At 72.2% G+C, this 17,290-nt stretch carries 1 protein-coding gene (running past one end of the window); it reads left to right on the top strand.

Annotation, left to right across the window (positions count from 1 at the left end; translation table 11 throughout):
• Positions 1-17,290, top strand: the 3' portion of a protein-coding gene (locus L3Q67_RS03005; RefSeq protein ID WP_499188073.1) for a type I polyketide synthase. 15,779 nt of this gene lie to the left of the window's left edge; only the last 17,290 of its 33,069 coding nucleotides appear in the window; its start codon lies beyond the left edge, outside the window; it ends in the stop codon at positions 17,288-17,290.

Genomic DNA, 17,290 nt, shown 5'->3' with positions numbered 1-17,290 from the left:
GGCCGCGGTTTCGTCGTTCGGCGTCAGCGGCACCAACGCGCACCTGATCCTGGAGCAGGCGCCCGAGTCACGGCCGAGCGAGCAGGTGGAGCCGGTCGCCGGTGTCGTGCCGTGGGTGCTCTCGGCGAAGTCGGCGGCGGCACTGCGAGACCAGGCCATGCGTCTGTCCGCTTTGGATGAAAACCCGGTCGACGTCGGCTACTCGCTCGCGACCACGCGCACGGCCTTCGAGCACCGCGCGGTCGTCCTCGGGGACAACCGGGCCGAACTGCTGCGTTCGCTCGACGAGCCCGCCGGTGGCGTGGTCACCGGCGTCGCGGGTCCCGTCGGCAAGACGGTGTTCGTGTTCCCCGGTCAGGGTTCGCAGTGGCTCGGCATGGGCCAGGCGCTGCTCGAATCCTCGCCGGTGTTCGCCGAGCGCATCGCGGAATGCGCGGCGGCGCTCGAGCCGTTCGTCGACTGGAACCTGCTCGACGCGCTGCGCGGCCGGGAAGACCTCGAGCGGGTCGACGTGATCCAGCCGGTGTTGTGGGCGGTGATGGTGTCGCTCGCCGAGCTGTGGCGCTCGGCCGGGGTCGCGCCCGACGCGGTGGTCGGCCACTCCCAGGGCGAGATCGCGGCGGCCGTGGTCGCCGGGGCGCTGAGCCTGGAGGATGCCGCCCGCGTGGTCGCCCTGCGCAGCCTCGCGGTGGCGGAGTTCCTGGCCGGGCACGGCGGCATGATGTCCGTGGCCCAGCCGGTGGACGAACTGCGCCCGCGGCTGAAGCTGTGGGGCGAGCGGATCTCGATCGCCGCGGTGAACGGACCCGGCGCGACCGTGGTCGCCGGTGAAGGGGCCGCGCTCGACGAGCTGAAGGCCGCCTGCGAAGCCGACGGCATCCGCGCCCGCCGCATCTCGGTGGACTACGCCTCGCACACCCCGCAGGTGGAGACCATTCGCGAGCGCGTGCTCGCCGACCTGGCCCCGATCAGCCCGCGGACCGGTGACCTGCCGTTCTACTCCACGGTTTCCGGCGAGCCGATCGACACCGCCCGCCTCGACGCCGGGTACTGGGTCACCAACCTGCGGCAGACCGTCGAGTTCGAGCGCGCCACCCGCAAGCTGCTCGACGACGGCTACCGCGTCTTCGTCGAGCCCAGCGCGCACCCGGTGCTGACCGTCGGGGTCGAGCAGACCCTCGAAGCCGCCGGGATCGCCGGGATCGTGCTCGGCACGCTGCGGCGGGACGACGGCGACTGGCGGCGGTTCGCCACCTCGGTCGCCGAAGCCCACGTGCGGGGCGTCCGGGTGGACTGGACCGCCTTCTTCCCCGAGGGCGCGCGGCAGGTCGACCTGCCCACCTACGCCTTCCAGCACGAGCGGTTCTGGCCGGACGCCGCCGGTAGCGCGGGCGACGTGCGTGCCGCCGGGCTGGGTGCGGTCGAGCACCCGCTGCTCGGCGCGACCGTCGGCCTCGCCGAGGGCGAAGAGGTGCTCACCAGCCGGATCTCGCTGCGGTCGCACCCGTGGCTGGCCGAGCACGCGGTCAACGGGCAGGCACTGCTCCCGGGCACGGCGTTCGTCGAACTCGCCGTGCGGGCCGGGGACGAGGTCGGCTGCGACCGGATCGAGGAACTGACCCTCGCGGCACCGCTGGTGCTGACCGAACAGGCCGTGCGCCTGCAAGTTCGCGTCGGCGCCGCGGACGACGGCGGCAGCCGCCCGATCACGATCCACAGCCGTCCGGAAGAAGCGGTGGACGAGCCGTGGACCGAGCACGCCACCGGTGTGCTCGCGGTAGGGGAGTACCGAGCCGAACTCACTACCGCCTGGCCACCGGCCGGGGCGGAGCCGATCGAGGTGGACGGCTGCTACCAGCGGTTCGCCGAGCTGGGCTTCGAGTACGGCCCGGTCTTCCAGGGCCTGCGCGCGGCCTGGCGCCTCGGTGACGAGATCTTCGCCGAAGCCGCGCTGCCCGAGGGCACCGAGCCCGGCAAGTTCGGCCTGCACCCGGCGTTGCTGGATGCGAGCCTGCACGCCCCGCTGCTCGTCGGCGTGACCGACGGCGCCGGGGGCGGCCTGCCGTTCTCGTGGGAGGGCGTCTCGCTGCACGCGACCGCCGCGTCCGCCGTGCGCGTGCGGTTCACCCCGACCGGCGACGGCTTCTCGATCGCGGTCGCCGACCCGGCCGGTGCGCCGGTCGCCTCCGTGCGGTCGCTGGTCACGCGGGTGGTCGCCGAGCCGGTGGCGCAGCGCGACCCGCTGTTCCGCATCGACTGGGTGCCCGCCACTTCACAGTCCGAATTGGACACAGTGGCCGAGTACGAGACCTACCACGTCGAGACCGCGGAAACACACGCGGCGACGGCCGAAGTGCTCGGCGTGCTCCAGCGGTGGCTGGCCGAGGAACGCGACTCGCGGCTGGTGATCGTGACCCACGGCGGGCTCGCCGCGGCCGCGGTCGGCGGCCTGGTGCGGACCGCGCAGGCGGAGAACCCCGGCCGGTTCGGGCTGATCGAGACCGACGCGGACGTGCCCGCGGAAGCGTTCGCGGTGGACGAGCCGCACGTCCGGGTCCAGAACGGCGGAATCCTGGTGCCGCGCCTGGCCCGCACCCAGCCGGAAAGGGAGTTCACCTGGTCCGGCCAGGTGCTGATCACCGGGGGCACCGGTGGGCTCGGCCTGGCCGTCGCGCGGCACCTGGTGGCCGAGCACGGCGTGCGCGACCTGTTGCTGGTCAGCCGTCGTGGTGAGGCGGACGTCTCGGACATCGATGCCAACGTGCAGGTCGCCGCGTGTGATGTGGCGGACCGGGAGGCGCTGGCCGAGTTGCTGGCGCAGCACGACGTCAAGGCCGTGATCCACACGGCCGGGGTGCTCGACGACGGCGTGATCGGCTCGCTGGACGCGGACCGTTTGGACACCGTGCTGCGGCCCAAGGTCGACGCGGCCTGGAACCTGCACGAGCTGACCGGCGACCTGGACGCCTTCGTGTTGTTCTCCTCGGCCGCCGGCGTGTTCGGCACGGCCGGGCAGGGCAACTACGCCGCCGCGAACGCCTTCCTCAACGCACTCGCCGAGCACCGCCGGGCCGAAGGGCTGCCCGCGGTGTCGCTGGCCTGGGGCGCCTGGGACCAGACCGGCATGCTCGCGGGAACCGACCTGGAACGGCTCGCGCGGGCCGGGATGCCGCCGATGACCGTCGAGCAGGGGCTCGCGCTGTTCGACGACGCGATGGGTGCCGCCGAGGCCACCCTCGTGCCGATCCGGCTGGACCTGCCCGCGCTGCGAGCGCAGGGCGAGATCCGGCCGCTGTTGCGCGGCTTGGTCCGCAGCCGCTCCCGGCGCACGGTCGCCGGGGCGGAAACCGCGATGACGCTGGTGCAGCGGCTCGCGTCGCTGGGCGAGGCCGAGCGCACGGACGCGCTCGCCGACCTGGTGCGCGGCCAGGTCGCGGTGGTGCTGGGGTACTCCGGCGCCGAGGCCGTGGACCCGATGCTGGCCTTCCAGAGCATGGGCTTCGACTCGCTGACCGCGGTCCAGTTGCGCAACCGCGTGACCACGGCGACCGGGCTGAAGCTGCCCGCCACCCTGGTCTTCGACTACCCGACGCCGATGGTGCTCGCCGCGCACCTGCGTGACGAACTGTTCGACGCGGGCGCGGTGGTGCCGCGGCAGGTCACGCGGGCCGTCTCGGACGACCCGATCGTGATCGTCGGCATGTCCTGCCGCTTCCCCGGGGACGTCGGGTCGCCCGAGGACCTCTGGCGGCTGGTGTCCGAGGGCGCCGACGCGATCACCGGCTTCCCGGCCGACCGCGGCTGGGACCTCGACGCGCTCTACAACCCGGACCCCGAGGTCTCCGGCACCTCTTACACCCGCCTCGGCGGCTTCCTGCACGACGCCGGCGAGTTCGACCCGGTGTTCTTCGGGATGAGCCCGCGCGAGGCGCTGGCCACCGACGCGCAGCAGCGCCTGCTGCTCGAAGGTTCGTGGGAGGCGCTGGAGCGCGCGGGCATCGACCCGGCATCCCTGCGCGGCAGCCAGACCGGCGTGTTCGCCGGGGTCATGTACAGCGACTACGCCACGATCCTGGACGCCGAGACCTCCGAAGGCTTCCAGGCGACCGGTGGTTCGCTGAGCGTCGCCTCCGGCCGGGTGTCCTACACCTTCGGTTTCGAGGGCCCGGCGGTCACCGTCGACACGGCCTGCTCGTCCTCGCTGGTCACCATGCACCTCGCCGCGCAGTCGCTGCGCCAGGGTGAATGCGATCTGGCGCTGGCCGGTGGGGTCACGGTGATGTCCACGCCGAGCACCTTCGTCGAGCTGTCGCGTCAGCGCGGTCTCGCGGTGGACGGCCGGTGCAAGGCGTTCTCCGACTCCGCCGACGGTGCCGGGTTCTCCGAGGGTGTCGGCCTGCTGGTGCTGGAGCGGATGTCCGACGCCAAGCGCAACGGGCACCAGATCCTCGCTGTCGTCAGGGGTTCCGCGGTGAACCAGGACGGCGCGTCGAACGGATTGACCGCGCCGAACGGTCCCTCGCAGCAACGCGTGATCCGCCAGGCGCTGGCCAACGCCGGTCTGTCCACTTCGGACGTCGATGTGGTGGAGGCGCACGGCACCGGCACCACGCTGGGCGACCCGATCGAGGCACAGGCGCTGCTGGCCACGTATGGACAAGACCGTCAGGACCGGCCGCTGTACGTCGGCTCGGTGAAGTCCAACCTCGGGCACACCCAGGCCGCGGCCGGGGTCGCCGGGGTGATCAAGATGGTGATGGCCCTGCGGCACGGGCTGCTGCCCAAGACGCTGCACGTCGACACGCCCTCGTCCCACGTGGACTGGGAAGCCGGTGACGTCGAGGTGCTGATGCGGCCGACGGACTGGCCGGAGGTCGACCGGGTGCGCCGCGCGGGGGTCTCCTCGTTCGGCATCAGCGGGACCAACGCGCACGTGATCCTGGAGCAGGCGCCCAAGTCGGACGCGCCGGTGCTCGACCTGCCGGGCGACCCGGCGCCGATCGGGGGCCAGGCGCCGTGGGTGGTGTCCGCGAAGTCGGCCGCCGCGCTGGACGCCCAGCTGGACCGGATCCGCGTACTGGACGGCGACCCGATCGACATCGGCGCTTCGCTGCTGACCACGCGGGCCGAGTTCGACACGCGGGCGGTGCTGCTCGGTTCGGACGTGGTGCGCGGCAGTGTCGCGGAGGGTGCGTCGGCGCCGGTGTTCGTGTTCCCGGGTCAGGGGGCGCAGTGGGCCGGGATGGCCGTCGAGCTGCTGGATTCGTCGCCGGTGTTCGCCGAGTGGATGGCCGAATGCGACCGCGTGGTCGGTTCGCTGGTCGACTGGTCGGTGGTGCGCGTCCTGCGTGACTCGCGCAGCGGTGGTGCGGCCGCGGCGACGCTGCTGGAGCGCATCGAGGTGCTGCAGCCGGTGTTGTTCGCGGTGATGGTGTCGCTGGCGCAGTTGTGGCGTTCGGTGGGGGTGGAGCCCGCCGCGGTGGTGGGTTCTTCGCAGGGTGAGATCCCGGCGGCCTACATCGCGGGCGCGCTGAGTCTCGAAGACGCGGCGAAGATCGTGGTGCTGCGCAGTCAGTTGTTCGCCGACGAGCTGGTCGGCAATGGCGCGGTGGCGTCGGTGGCGCTGTCCGAGGAGCAGGTGCGCGAGCGCCTGCCGGAAGGATTGACGATCGCCGGGGTGAACGGCCCGCAGGCGGTCACGGTGGCCGGTCCGCTGGAGCCGCTCAACGAGTTCGTCGCCGCTTGTGTCGCCGAGGAGATCCGGGCTCGGGTGGTTCCGTCCACAGTGGCCTCTCACTGTGCCCAGGTGGACCCGCTGCGCGACGCGATCCTCGAGATGTTCGCGGACATCACGCCGCTGGAAGCGCGGATCCCGTTCTACTCGACGGTGACCGGTGGACTCGTCGACAGCAGCGAGCTGGGGCCGGAGTACTGGTTCCAGAACGCCCGCCGGCCGGTGAACTTCGCCGGTGCGGTCAAGGTGCTGCTCGACGACGGCTTCAAGGTGTTCCTCGAGCCGAGCGCGCACCCGGTGCTGACCATGGCGGCGCAGCAGACCGCCGAGTCGCTGGACGTGCCGACCGTCGCGGTGGGTTCGCTGCGCCGGGACGAGGGCGGTCCGGCGCGGTTCATGACCTCGCTCGCCGAGGCGTACGTGGCCGGGGTGCGCGTGGACTGGCGGGTGTTCTTCGCCGGTACGCGGGCCCGCCGGGTCGACCTGCCGACCTACGCCTTCCAGCACAAGCGGTTCTGGCCGGAGCCGCTCGCCCCGGCGACCACGGTGGACCCGGTGGACGCCGAGTTCTGGGAGCTGGTCGAGGACGGGGACTTCGCCGGCGAACTGGACCTGGACACCGGCACCGCCGCGCTGGTGGTGCCCGCACTGGCCGGCTGGCGCAGCCGCCGCCGGGCGAAGTCCACTGTGGATTCTTGGCGGTATGACGAGTCGTGGACGCCGATCAAGCCGTCCGGGGTGCTCTCCGGCACCTGGCTGGTCGTCGTGCCCGAGGGTGGCGAGCCCGTCGACCTGGGCGTGGAGACCGTCACCCTGGAAGTCGGTGACGTCGACCGCGCCGAGTTGGCCGAGACGCTGCGGGCCCTCGAAGGCGAGTTCGCCGGGGTGCTGTCGCTGCTGGGCACCACGGACGCGCCGCGCGTCGGCGCCGTCCCGGCGGGGTTGGCTCGTTCGCTGACCCTGGTGCAGGCGCTGGGAGACGCGGAGTTCGAAGCTCCACTGTGGAATGTCACCCGTGGTGCGGTCTCGGTCGCGGAGGCCGCCGAGGTCACCGAGCCCGATCAGGCCGCGCTCTGGGGCCTCGGCCGGGCCGTGGCCCTCGAACAACCGCGCCGCTGGGGCGGTCTGGTCGATGTGCCCGCCGGCCTCGAAGACCGGCTGGCCGCCGTGCTGACCGGCGACGAGGACCAGGTGGCGATCCGCGCCGAAGGCACCTACGGACGACGGCTGGTGCACGCGACCCCGGCCGGGCAGGTGCGCCGGTGGCAGCCGAGCGGCACCGTCCTGATCACCGGTGGCACCGGCGGCCTCGGCGGGTACGTCGCTCGCTGGGCGGTCACCACCGGTGCCGAGCACGTGCTGCTCACCAGCCGCCGTGGTCTCGACGCGCCCGGCGCGCCGGAACTGCGGGACGAGCTCGAAGGCATGGGCGCCCGCGTCACCATCGCCGCCTGCGACGCGGCCGACCGCGACGCGCTGGCTGAGCTGCTCGCCGAGCACCCGGTGACCGCCGTGGTGCACACGGCCGGTGTCGGCGTCGGGGACGCCCCGGCCGAGTCGCTGACCGTCGAGCAACTGGACGGATTGCTGCGGTCGAAGCTGGCCGCGGCCTGGAACCTGCACGAACTCACCGGCGAGCTGGACGCGTTCGTGTTGTTCTCCTCGGGCGCGGCGATGTGGGGCAGCGGTGGCCAGCCGGGTTACGCGGCGGGCAACACCTTCCTCAACGCCTTCGCCCAGTACCGCCGCGCGCGGGGCCTCACCGCGACCTCGATCGCCTGGGGCGCCTGGGCCGAGGCGGGCATGGCCACCCACGAGGACATGGCCGAGCACCTGGTGCGGCGCGGCCTCCTGTCGATGGAGCCGGAGCTGGCGCTCAGCGCCCTGCAGCGGGCCATCGAAGAGGACCGCACGCTGATCACGGTCACCAGCACCGACTGGGAGCGGTTCGCGCCGAGCTTCACCAGCCAGCGCGCGAGCCGGTTGCTCTCGGAGCTCCCCGAGGTCCGGGCGCTGGAAGACGACGAGCCGGAGGAGGAGTCGGCGCTCAAGCAGCGGCTCGCCGGGCTGGGCGAGTCGGAACGCACGCGGGTGCTGCTCGACCTGGTCCGCACCGAGGCCGCCGCGACGCTGGGCTTCGACGCGGCCGAGGACCTGCCCGCCGGCAAGGCGTTCCGCGAGGTCGGCTTCGACTCGGTGACCGCGGTGCAACTGCGCAACCAGCTCAAGGCCGCGACGGGCCTGGCGCTGCCCGCCGCGCTGGTCTTCGACTACCCGACGCCGCGGGCCCTCACCGAGCACCTGCTCGACGAGCTGTTCGGAAGCCGTGAAAGCCACATTCACGGCGAAATCGGCCGTGAAAGCCACCTTCACGGCAGTGGGGACAACACCGACCCCATCGTGATCGTCGGCATGGCCTGCCGCTACCCGGGTGGGGTGACCACGCCCGAGGAGCTGTGGCAGCTGGTCGACAGCGGGACCGACGCGATCGCCGGGTTCCCGGCCGACCGCGGCTGGGCGCTGGACGCGATCAACAGCGCCACCCGCGAGGGCGGCTTCCTCACCGACGTGGCCGGGTTCGACGCGGGCTTCTTCGCCATCTCACCGCGTGAGGCGCTGGCGATGGACCCGCAGCAGCGCCTGGTGCTGGAAACCACCTGGGAAGCCATCGAGCGCGCGGGCATCGACCCGATGTCCCTGCGCGGCAGCCAGACCGGCGTGTTCATGGGCACCACCGGTCAGGACTACCCGAACCTGCCGGGCAACAACGGTGACATGGACGTCTACGCGACCACCTCCTCGGTGGCCAGCGTGATCTCCGGCCGGGTCTCCTACACCGCCGGTCTCGAAGGCCCGGCGGTCACCGTCGACACGGCTTGCTCGTCCTCGCTGGTCTCGATCCACCTCGCTTCGCAGGCCCTGCGCCAGGGTGAATGCGACCTGGCGCTGGCCGGTGGCGTCGCGGTGATGTCCACGCCGAGCGCCTTCAACGCGTTCAGCTCGCAGGGCGGGCTCGCCACCGACGGCCGGTGCAAGTCGTTCGCCGAGGCGGCCGACGGCACCGGCTGGTCCGAGGGCGTCGGGGTGGTCGCGCTGGAGCGGTTGTCCGACGCACAGCGCCACGGCCACCCGATCCTCGCCGTGGTCAAGGGCTCGGCGATCAACCAGGACGGCGCCTCGAACGGGCTGACCGCGCCGAACGGGCCGTCGCAGCAGCGGGTCATCCGCGCGGCGCTGGCCGCCGCCGGTCTGTCCACTTCGGACGTCGACGCGGTGGAGGCCCACGGCACGGGCACCGTGCTGGGTGACCCGATCGAAGCGCAGGCGGTGCTGGCGACCTACGGCCAAAATCGTGAACGCCCGGTGCTGCTCGGCTCGATCAAGTCGAACCTGGGGCACCCGCAGTCCGCCGGTGGCGTGGCCGGGGTGATCAAGATGGTGATGGCGCTGCGGCACGGTGTGCTGCCGAAGACGCTGCACATCGACACGCCCTCGTCCAACGTCGAGTGGGACGCGGGTTCGGTGCAACTGCTCACCGAGCGCACCGAGTGGCCGGAGACCGGCCGCCCGCGCCGGGCCGGGGTGTCGTCGTTCGGCGTGAGCGGGACGAACGCGCACCTCATCCTGGAACAGGCACCGGCCGTCGAGCCGGTGATCGAGCAGGCCGACCTGGAACCGGCCGTGGTGCCGTGGCTGGTGTCGGGCCGGTCGGCCGAGGCGCTGGGCGCGCAGTTCGCCCGCCTCGAAGCGTTCGTGGCCGGCAACCCGGAGGTCTCGCCGCTGGACGTCGGCTTCTCGCTGGCCGCCACCCGCTCGGCGTTCGAGCACCGGGCGGTGCTGGTGGACGGGTCCACCGAACTCGCCCGTGGCGTCGCCGGTGAGCGTTCGCTGGCGGTGCTGTTCTCCGGTCAGGGTTCGCAGCGGATCGGCATGGGCCGTGAGCTGTACCTGCGGTTCCCGGTGTTCGCGGCGGCGCTGGACGAGGTGCTCGAACACCTCGACGTGCGCGAGGTCATGTGGGGCGAGGATCAGGAGGCCCTGAACCAGACCGGCAACGCGCAGCCCGCGTTGTTCGCCCTCGAAGTGGCGCTCTACCGGCTCGCCGAGTCGTGGGGCATCCGGCCCGACTACCTGACCGGCCACTCGATCGGCGAGATCGCCGCGGCCCATGTGGCCGGGGTGCTCAGCCTCGAAGACGCGTGCGAGCTCGTCGAGGCACGCGGCCGGCTTATGCAGGCCCTTCCTGCTGGGGGCGCCATGGTGGCGATCGAGGCCACCGAGGAGGAGGTCACCCCGCTGCTGACCGACGAGGTGTCCATCGCTGCCATCAACGGGCCGACCTCACTGGTGATCTCCGGAAACGCGCAGGTCACGGCCGAGATCGCGGCGAGCTTCACCGAGCGCGGGCGGAAATCTAGGCGTTTGCCGGTCAGCCATGCGTTCCACTCACCCTTGATGAACCCGATGCTCGACGACTTCAGGACCGTGGTGACGGGCCTGTCGTTCGGCGAGCCCAGGATCCCCGTCGTGTCCACCTCGAGCGGTGAAATCGCCACGCCGGCACAGCTGGCCGACCCCGAGTACTGGGTGCGGCACGTGCGCGAGACCGTGCGGTTCGCCGACGGGGTGCGCACGCTGACCGGCGAGCGCGTGGACACCTTCCTGGAGCTGGGTCCCGACGGCGTGCTGTCCGCGATGGCGGCCGAGACCACGCCGGGTCCGGTGGCCGTGCCGGTGCTGCGCAAGGACCGCGGCGAGGAACTGGCCGCCGTGAGCGCACTGGCGAAGCTGCACGTCAGCGGCGTGGAACTGGACTGGCGGGCGATCTTCGCCGGGACCGGTGCGCGCCGGATCGACCTGCCGACCTACGCCTTCCAGCACGAGCGCTACTGGCCGGAGCCGGTTGAGGCGGTGGCCGAGGTCGAAGCCGGTGACACGGTCGACGCCGAGTTCTGGGCGGCCGTCGAGCGCGAGGACCTGGAAAGCCTGGCCTCCGAGCTGGGGGTCGAGTCCGAACGCGACTCGCTGGGCGCGCTGCTGCCCGCGTTGTCCTCGTGGCGCAGCCGCCGCCGCGTGCAGTCCACTGTGGATTCCTGGCGGTACCGCGAGACCTGGCGCGCGCTGCCGGGCTCGGCGTCGGGCGCGCTGTCCGGCACCTGGCTGGTGGTCGTGCCGACCGGGTACAGCGACGGTGAGTGGCTCAGCGCGGTGCTCGGCCCGAACATGCTGCGGGTCGAGGTGGCCGGGATCGGCCGCGAGGAGATCGCGGCCCGGTTGCCCGGTGACTTCGAGGGCGGCTTCGCGGGCGTCATCTCGCTGCTCGCGCTGGACGCCGACCTCGGCGGGGTCACCGCCACGGCGTCGCTGGTGCAGGCTTTGGGCGACGCCGGGATACTGGCGCCGGTCTGGGCGATCACCCGTGGCGCGGTCGCGGTCGACGAGTCCGAGCAGGTCAGCGACCCGTGGCAGGCCGGGGTCTGGGGTCTGGGCCGGGTGGCCGCGCTCGAACTGCCGCGGCAGTGGGGCGGGCTCGTCGACCTGCCCGAGGTGATCGACGAGCAGGTCGCGCAGCGGTTCGCCGACGTGCTGTCCGGGGCGGCCGGGGAGGACCAGGTCGCCGTGCGCTCCCGTGGGCTCTACGGCCGCCGCGTCATCCCCGCGCCGGACGGTGCCGGTGACTGGGTGCCCTCGGGCACGGTGCTGATCACCGGTGGCACCGGCGCGCTCGGCGCGCAGGTGGCGCGGGACCTGGCTCGGCGGGGTGTCGAGCGGCTGGTGCTGCTCAGCCGCCGCGGGCCGGACGCGCCGGGCGCGGTCGAGTTGTGGGACGAGCTGACCGGCCTGGGTGCCGACGTGACCATCACCGCCTGCGATGTCGCCGACCGCGAGAGCGTGGCGCAGGTGCTCGCCGGAATCCCGGCCGCGCAGCCGCTGACCGGTGTGGTCCACACCGCGGGTGTGCTCGACGACGGCGTGCTCGAAGGCCTCACCCCGGAACGCTTCGCCACGGTCTACCGCGCGAAGGTCGACGCCGCGGTGGTGCTCGACGAACTCACGCGTGAGCTGGACCTGACCGCGTTCGTGGTGTTCTCCTCGGTCGCCGGCACGGTCGGCAACCCCGGTCAGGGCAACTACGCCGCGGCCAACGCGGTGCTCGACGCACTGGCGCGGCGGCGCCGGTCGCTCGGCCTCGCCGCCTCCTCGATCGCCTGGGGTGCCTGGGCCGGGGCGGGCATGGCCGTGGATTCCGGAATGCCCGGGGGACGACCCTCGAACCCCCGCGAAAAGACGGGGGAGACCCACCGCGAGGGCTCGCCGGTGATGGATCCGGAGCTGGCGGTCGTCGCGCTGCGGCAGGTCGTCGCCGAGGGTGCGGCCACGATGGTGGTCGCGGACCTGCGGCAGCCGCAGATGCTCGGCTGGCTGCTCGGGATGCGGCCGACGTCGTCGCTGGCGGACCTGCCCGGCGCCCGGCGCCTGCTGGACGAGGCCGAAGCCGCTCGCCGCTCCACCGAAACCGTGGCGAACGAGCTGCACCGGGAACTGCTGGAGCTGTCCGACGCCGAGCAACTCGACGCGGTGCTCGACGTGGTCCGCGCGCGGGTCGCTTCGGTGCTGGCGTACGCGAGCGCGAGTGCGGTCGGCGTGGACAACGCCTTCCGCGACCTCGGGTTCGACTCGCTGACCGCCGTCGAACTGCGCAACCAGCTGAACGAGGCGACCGGCCTCGCGCTGCCCGCCAGCCTCGTCTTCGACTACCCAACGCCACGAACCCTGGCCGCCCACCTACTCAACGAGCTGCTGGGTCGCCGTGAAAGCCACATTCACGGCGAAATCGGCCGTGAAAGCCACATTCACGGCGGGACCGACGAACCCATCGCGATTGTCGGGATGTCCTGTTGGTTCCCTGGGGATGTTCGGTCGCCCGAGGAACTGTGGGAGCTGCTGGTCAACGGGCGTGACGGGGTCACCGGCTTCCCGGCCGACCGCGGCTGGGACCTCGACGAGGTGTTCGGCGGCGAGAACCCGAGCATCACCCGCTACGGCGGCTTCCTGCCGAACCCGGCCGAGTTCGACCCGGCGTTCTTCGGCATCTCGCCGCGTGAGGCGCTGGCCATGGACCCGCAGCAACGCCTGCTGCTCGAAGGTTCGTGGGAGGCGCTGGAGCGCGCCGGGCTCGACCCGGCGGCGTTGCGCGGCAGCCAGACCGGCGTGTTCGTCGGCACGAACGGCCAGGACTACGCCACGCTGATCGCCAACACCGGCCAGGAAACCGGCGGCCACGGCGCGACCGGCCTCGCGGCCAGCGTCATTTCCGGCCGCCTGTCCTACACCTTCGGCTTCGAGGGCCCGGCGGTCACCGTCGACACGGCCTGCTCAGCTTCGCTGGTGGCGCTGCACCTGGCGGTCCAGTCGCTGCGGCAGGGCGAGTGCGATCTGGCGCTGGCCGGTGGCGCGACGGTGATGTCCACGCCGCTGGTGTTCTCCGAGCTGTCCAAGCAAGGGGCGCTCGCCGCCGATGGCCGCTGCAAGGCGTTCTCCGACGCGGCGGACGGCACCGGCTGGTCGGAGGGTGTCGGCCTGCTCGTGGTCGAGCGGCTGTCCGACGCGAAGCGCAAGGGCCACAACATCCTCGCCGTGGTCAAGGGTTCCGCGGTGAACCAGGACGGTGCTTCGAACGGCCTGACCGCGCCGAACGGGCCATCGCAGCAACGGGTGATCCGGCAGGCACTGTCTTCGGCCGGCCTGTCCACAACGGACGTCGATGCGGTCGAGGCACACGGCACCGGAACCGCACTGGGCGACCCGATCGAAGCTCAGGCGTTGCTGGCCACCTATGGACAACACCGCCAAGAGCACCCGCTGTGGCTGGGTTCGGTGAAGTCGAACCTCGGTCACACGCAGGCGGCGGCCGGTGTCGCGGGCATCATCAAGATGGTCATGGCCCTGCGCCACGGCGTGCTGCCGAAGACGCTGCACGCCGACGAGCCCTCGTCCCATGTGGACTGGGACTCGGGCGCGGTGAGCGTGCTGACCGAAACCGTGCCGTGGCCCGAGGTGAACCGGGAACGCCGGGCGGGTGTGTCCTCGTTCGGCATCAGCGGGACGAACGCGCACATCATCCTGGAGCAGGCACCCGAAGCCGAGCCGGTGGAGCTGCCGCTGAAGGGCACGCGCTCGCCGATCGACGGTGTGGTGCCGTGGGTGCTCTCCGGCAAGACCGAAGCCGCGGTCGACGCGCAACTGGACAAGATCCGGGCGCTGGACGCGGATCCGGTCGACATCGGCGCGTCCCTGCTCACCACCCGCACGACCTTCGACTCGCGAGCGGTCCTGCTCGGTTCGGACGTGGTGCGCGGCAGTGTCGCGGAGGGTGCTTCCGCGCCGGTGTTCGTGTTCCCGGGCCAGGGCGCCCAGTGGAACGGGATGGCGCTGGAGCTGCTGGACTCGTCGCCGGTGTTCGCCGAGTGGATGGCCGAATGCGACCGCGTCATCGGGACCATGGTCGACTGGTCGGTGGTCGAGGTGCTGCGGGAGTCCCGTGAAGGCGGGGACGGCCTGGAGCGCATCGAGGTGCTGCAGCCGGTGTTGTTCGCGGTGATGGTGTCGCTGGCGCAGTTGTGGCGGTCCGTGGGTGTGGAGCCCGCTGCGGTGGTCGGGTCCTCGCAGGGTGAGATCCCGGCGGCCTACATCGCCGGGGCGCTGAGTCTCGAAGACGCGGCGAAGATCGTGGTGCTGCGCAGTCAGTTGTTCGCCGACGAGTTGGTCGGCAATGGCGCTGTGGCCTCGGTGGCGCTGACCGAGGAACAACTCCGCGAGCGTCTGCCGGAGGGCTTGACGATCGCCGGGATCAACGGACCGAAGGCACTCACCGTCGCCGGTCCGGTCGACCTGCTCGACGAGTTCGTCGCCGCCTGCGTCGCCGAGGAGATCCGGGCTCGCGTGGTCCCGTCCACAGTGGCCTCCCACTGCGCTCAGGTGGACCCGCTGCGCGACGCAATCCTGGAGATGTTCGCCGAGATCACCCCGCGTGAAGCCGAAATCCCGTTCTACTCGACGGTGACCGGTGGACTTGTCGACAGCGCCGAACTCGGGCCGGAGTACTGGTTCCACAACGCCCGTCAGCCGGTGAACTTCGCCGGTGCGGTCAAGGCCGTGCTCGACGACGGGTTCCGCGCGTTCGTCGAGACCAGCGCGCACCCGGTGCTCACGATGGCCGTGCAGGCCACCGCCGAGGACCTGGAGATCCCGGCTGTCGCGGTCGGCTCGCTGCGCCGCGACGAGGGCGGCCCGGCGCGGTTCGCCACTTCGCTCGCCGAGGCGTACGTCGCCGGGGTGCCGGTGGACTGGACCGTGTTCTTCGCCGGGAGCGGGGCGCGGCGGATCGACCTGCCGACCTACGCCTTCCAGCGGCAGCGGTTCTGGCCGGAGCCTGCCAAGCGGAAGGCCATCGCCACCGCCGATCCGGTGGACGCGGCGTTCTGGGACCTGGTCGAGGACGGCGACTTCGCCGAGGCACTGGCACTGGACGACGACACCGCGGCACTGGTGGTGCCCGCGCTCGCCGGCTGGCGCAGCCGTCAGCGCACGCAGTCCACAGTGGATTCCTGGCGGTACCGCGAGTCCTGGACGCCGTTCACCGCGACCGAGGCGCTCACCGGCTCCTGGCTGGCGCTGGTGCCGTCCGGCTACACCGGCGACCCGTGGGTCACCGCGGTGCTGGCGGTGCTGGGCGACGACGCGGTGCTGGTCGAGGTCGGGGACACCCACCGGACCAAGCTGGCCAAGGAACTCGCCGAGGTCGCGCACAACGAGTTCGCCGGGGTCGTCTCGCTGGCGGGCATCGCGGAGGCGCCCGCGGTCGGGAACGTGCCGGTCGGCCTGGCGATGACGCTGCTGATCGTGCAGGCGCTCGGCGACGCCGGTATCGAGGCCCCGCTGTGGTGCGTGACCAGGGGAGCGGTCTCGGTCGGCCAAGCCGACCAGGTCAGCCGTCCGGAACAGGCCGCGCTCTGGGGTATGGGCCGGGTGGCCGCGCTCGAACTGCCGCGTCGCTGGGGTGGCCTGGTCGACCTGCCCGAGGAGTTCGACGAGCGGACCGCCGACCGGCTGTCCGGCGTGCTCACCGGCACCGGCGAGGACCAGGTCGCGGTGCGCTCGGCCGGGACGTTCGGCAGGCGCCTGGTGCACGCGGCCCCGGTCGCTGAGCGGCCGGCGGAGCCGTGGAAGGTGCGCGGCACCGTGCTGATCACCGGTGGCACCGGCGGTCTCGGCGGGTACGTGGCCCGGTGGGCGGTCGCCAGCGGCGCCGAGCACCTGGTGCTCACCAGCCGTCGTGGCTTGGACGCGCCGGGAGCCGTGGAACTGCGCGAGGAACTCGAAGCTTCCGGCGCCCGCGTGACGGTGGCCGCCTGCGATGTGTCCGATCGCGACAGTGTGGCCGCGGTGCTCGGCGCCATCCCGGCGGAGACGCCGCTGACCGCGGTGGTGCACGCCGCCGGGGTCGGGGTCGGTGACGCGGCGATCGAAGCGCTGACCATGGACCAGCTCGACGCCCTGCTCCAGGCCAAGATGACCGCGGCGTGGCACCTGCACGAGCTGACCGCGGAGATGGACCTCGACGCGTTCGTGTTGTTCTCTTCCGGTGCCGCCAACTGGGGCAGCGGCGGGCAGCCCGGTTACGCGGCGGGCAACGCCTTCCTCGACGCGCTGGCGCAGTACCGCCGGGCGCAGGGCCGTCCGGCGACCGCCATCGCCTGGGGTGCCTGGGCCGAGGCGGGCATGGTGCACGACAACCCGTCGATGTGGGAGCACCTGACCCGCCGCGGGCTGCTCACCATGGCGCCGGAGTTGGCGATCACCGCGCTGCGGCAGGCACTCGAAGACGACCAGACCGCGCTGACCGTGACGAACACGGACTGGACCAGGTTCGCGCCGAGCTTCACCGCGAACCGCCCGAGCCCGCTGCTCTCGGAACTGCCCGAGGTGGCGGCGGTGCTGGCCGAGCCGGAGACGGACGGCCAGGCCGAGTCCGGCGAATCGGAGTTCAAGCAGCGCCTCACCGCGATGCCGGACGCCGAACGCGGCCGAGCCCTGCTCGAACTGGTCCGGAACGAAGCCGCGGCCACGCTCGGCTACGACAACGCGGACGCGCTCCCGGCGAACCGGGCGTTCCGCGAGGTCGGCTTCGACTCGGTGACCGGGGTGGAACTGCGCAACCGGCTCAAGGCGGCCACCGGGCTGTCGCTGGCCGCGGCGCTGGTGTTCGACCACCCGACCCCGGCCGCGATCGCGAAGTTCCTCAAGGCCGAGCTGTTCGGGGAGGACGCGGCCGCCGCCGACGACCCGGACGCGCGGATCCGCGAAACCCTGGCTTCGATCCCGGTCAGCAGGCTGCGCAAGGCCGGTCTGCTCGACATGGTCCTCCAGCTGGCGGGCGAAGAAGCCGAACCGGAAGCCGCCGCGGCCGACGCGGGGACCAACGGTGACGTTTCGCTCGACGACATGGACGCCGAAAGCCTGCTGAGGCTGGCTACCGACGGAATTGACGGATAA

The organism is Saccharothrix sp. AJ9571 (genome assembly GCF_021725495.1).
In the GTDB taxonomy this organism is placed as follows: domain Bacteria; phylum Actinomycetota; class Actinomycetes; order Mycobacteriales; family Pseudonocardiaceae; genus Amycolatopsis; species Amycolatopsis magusensis.
This window is presented reverse-complemented; position numbering and strand designations above follow the sequence as displayed.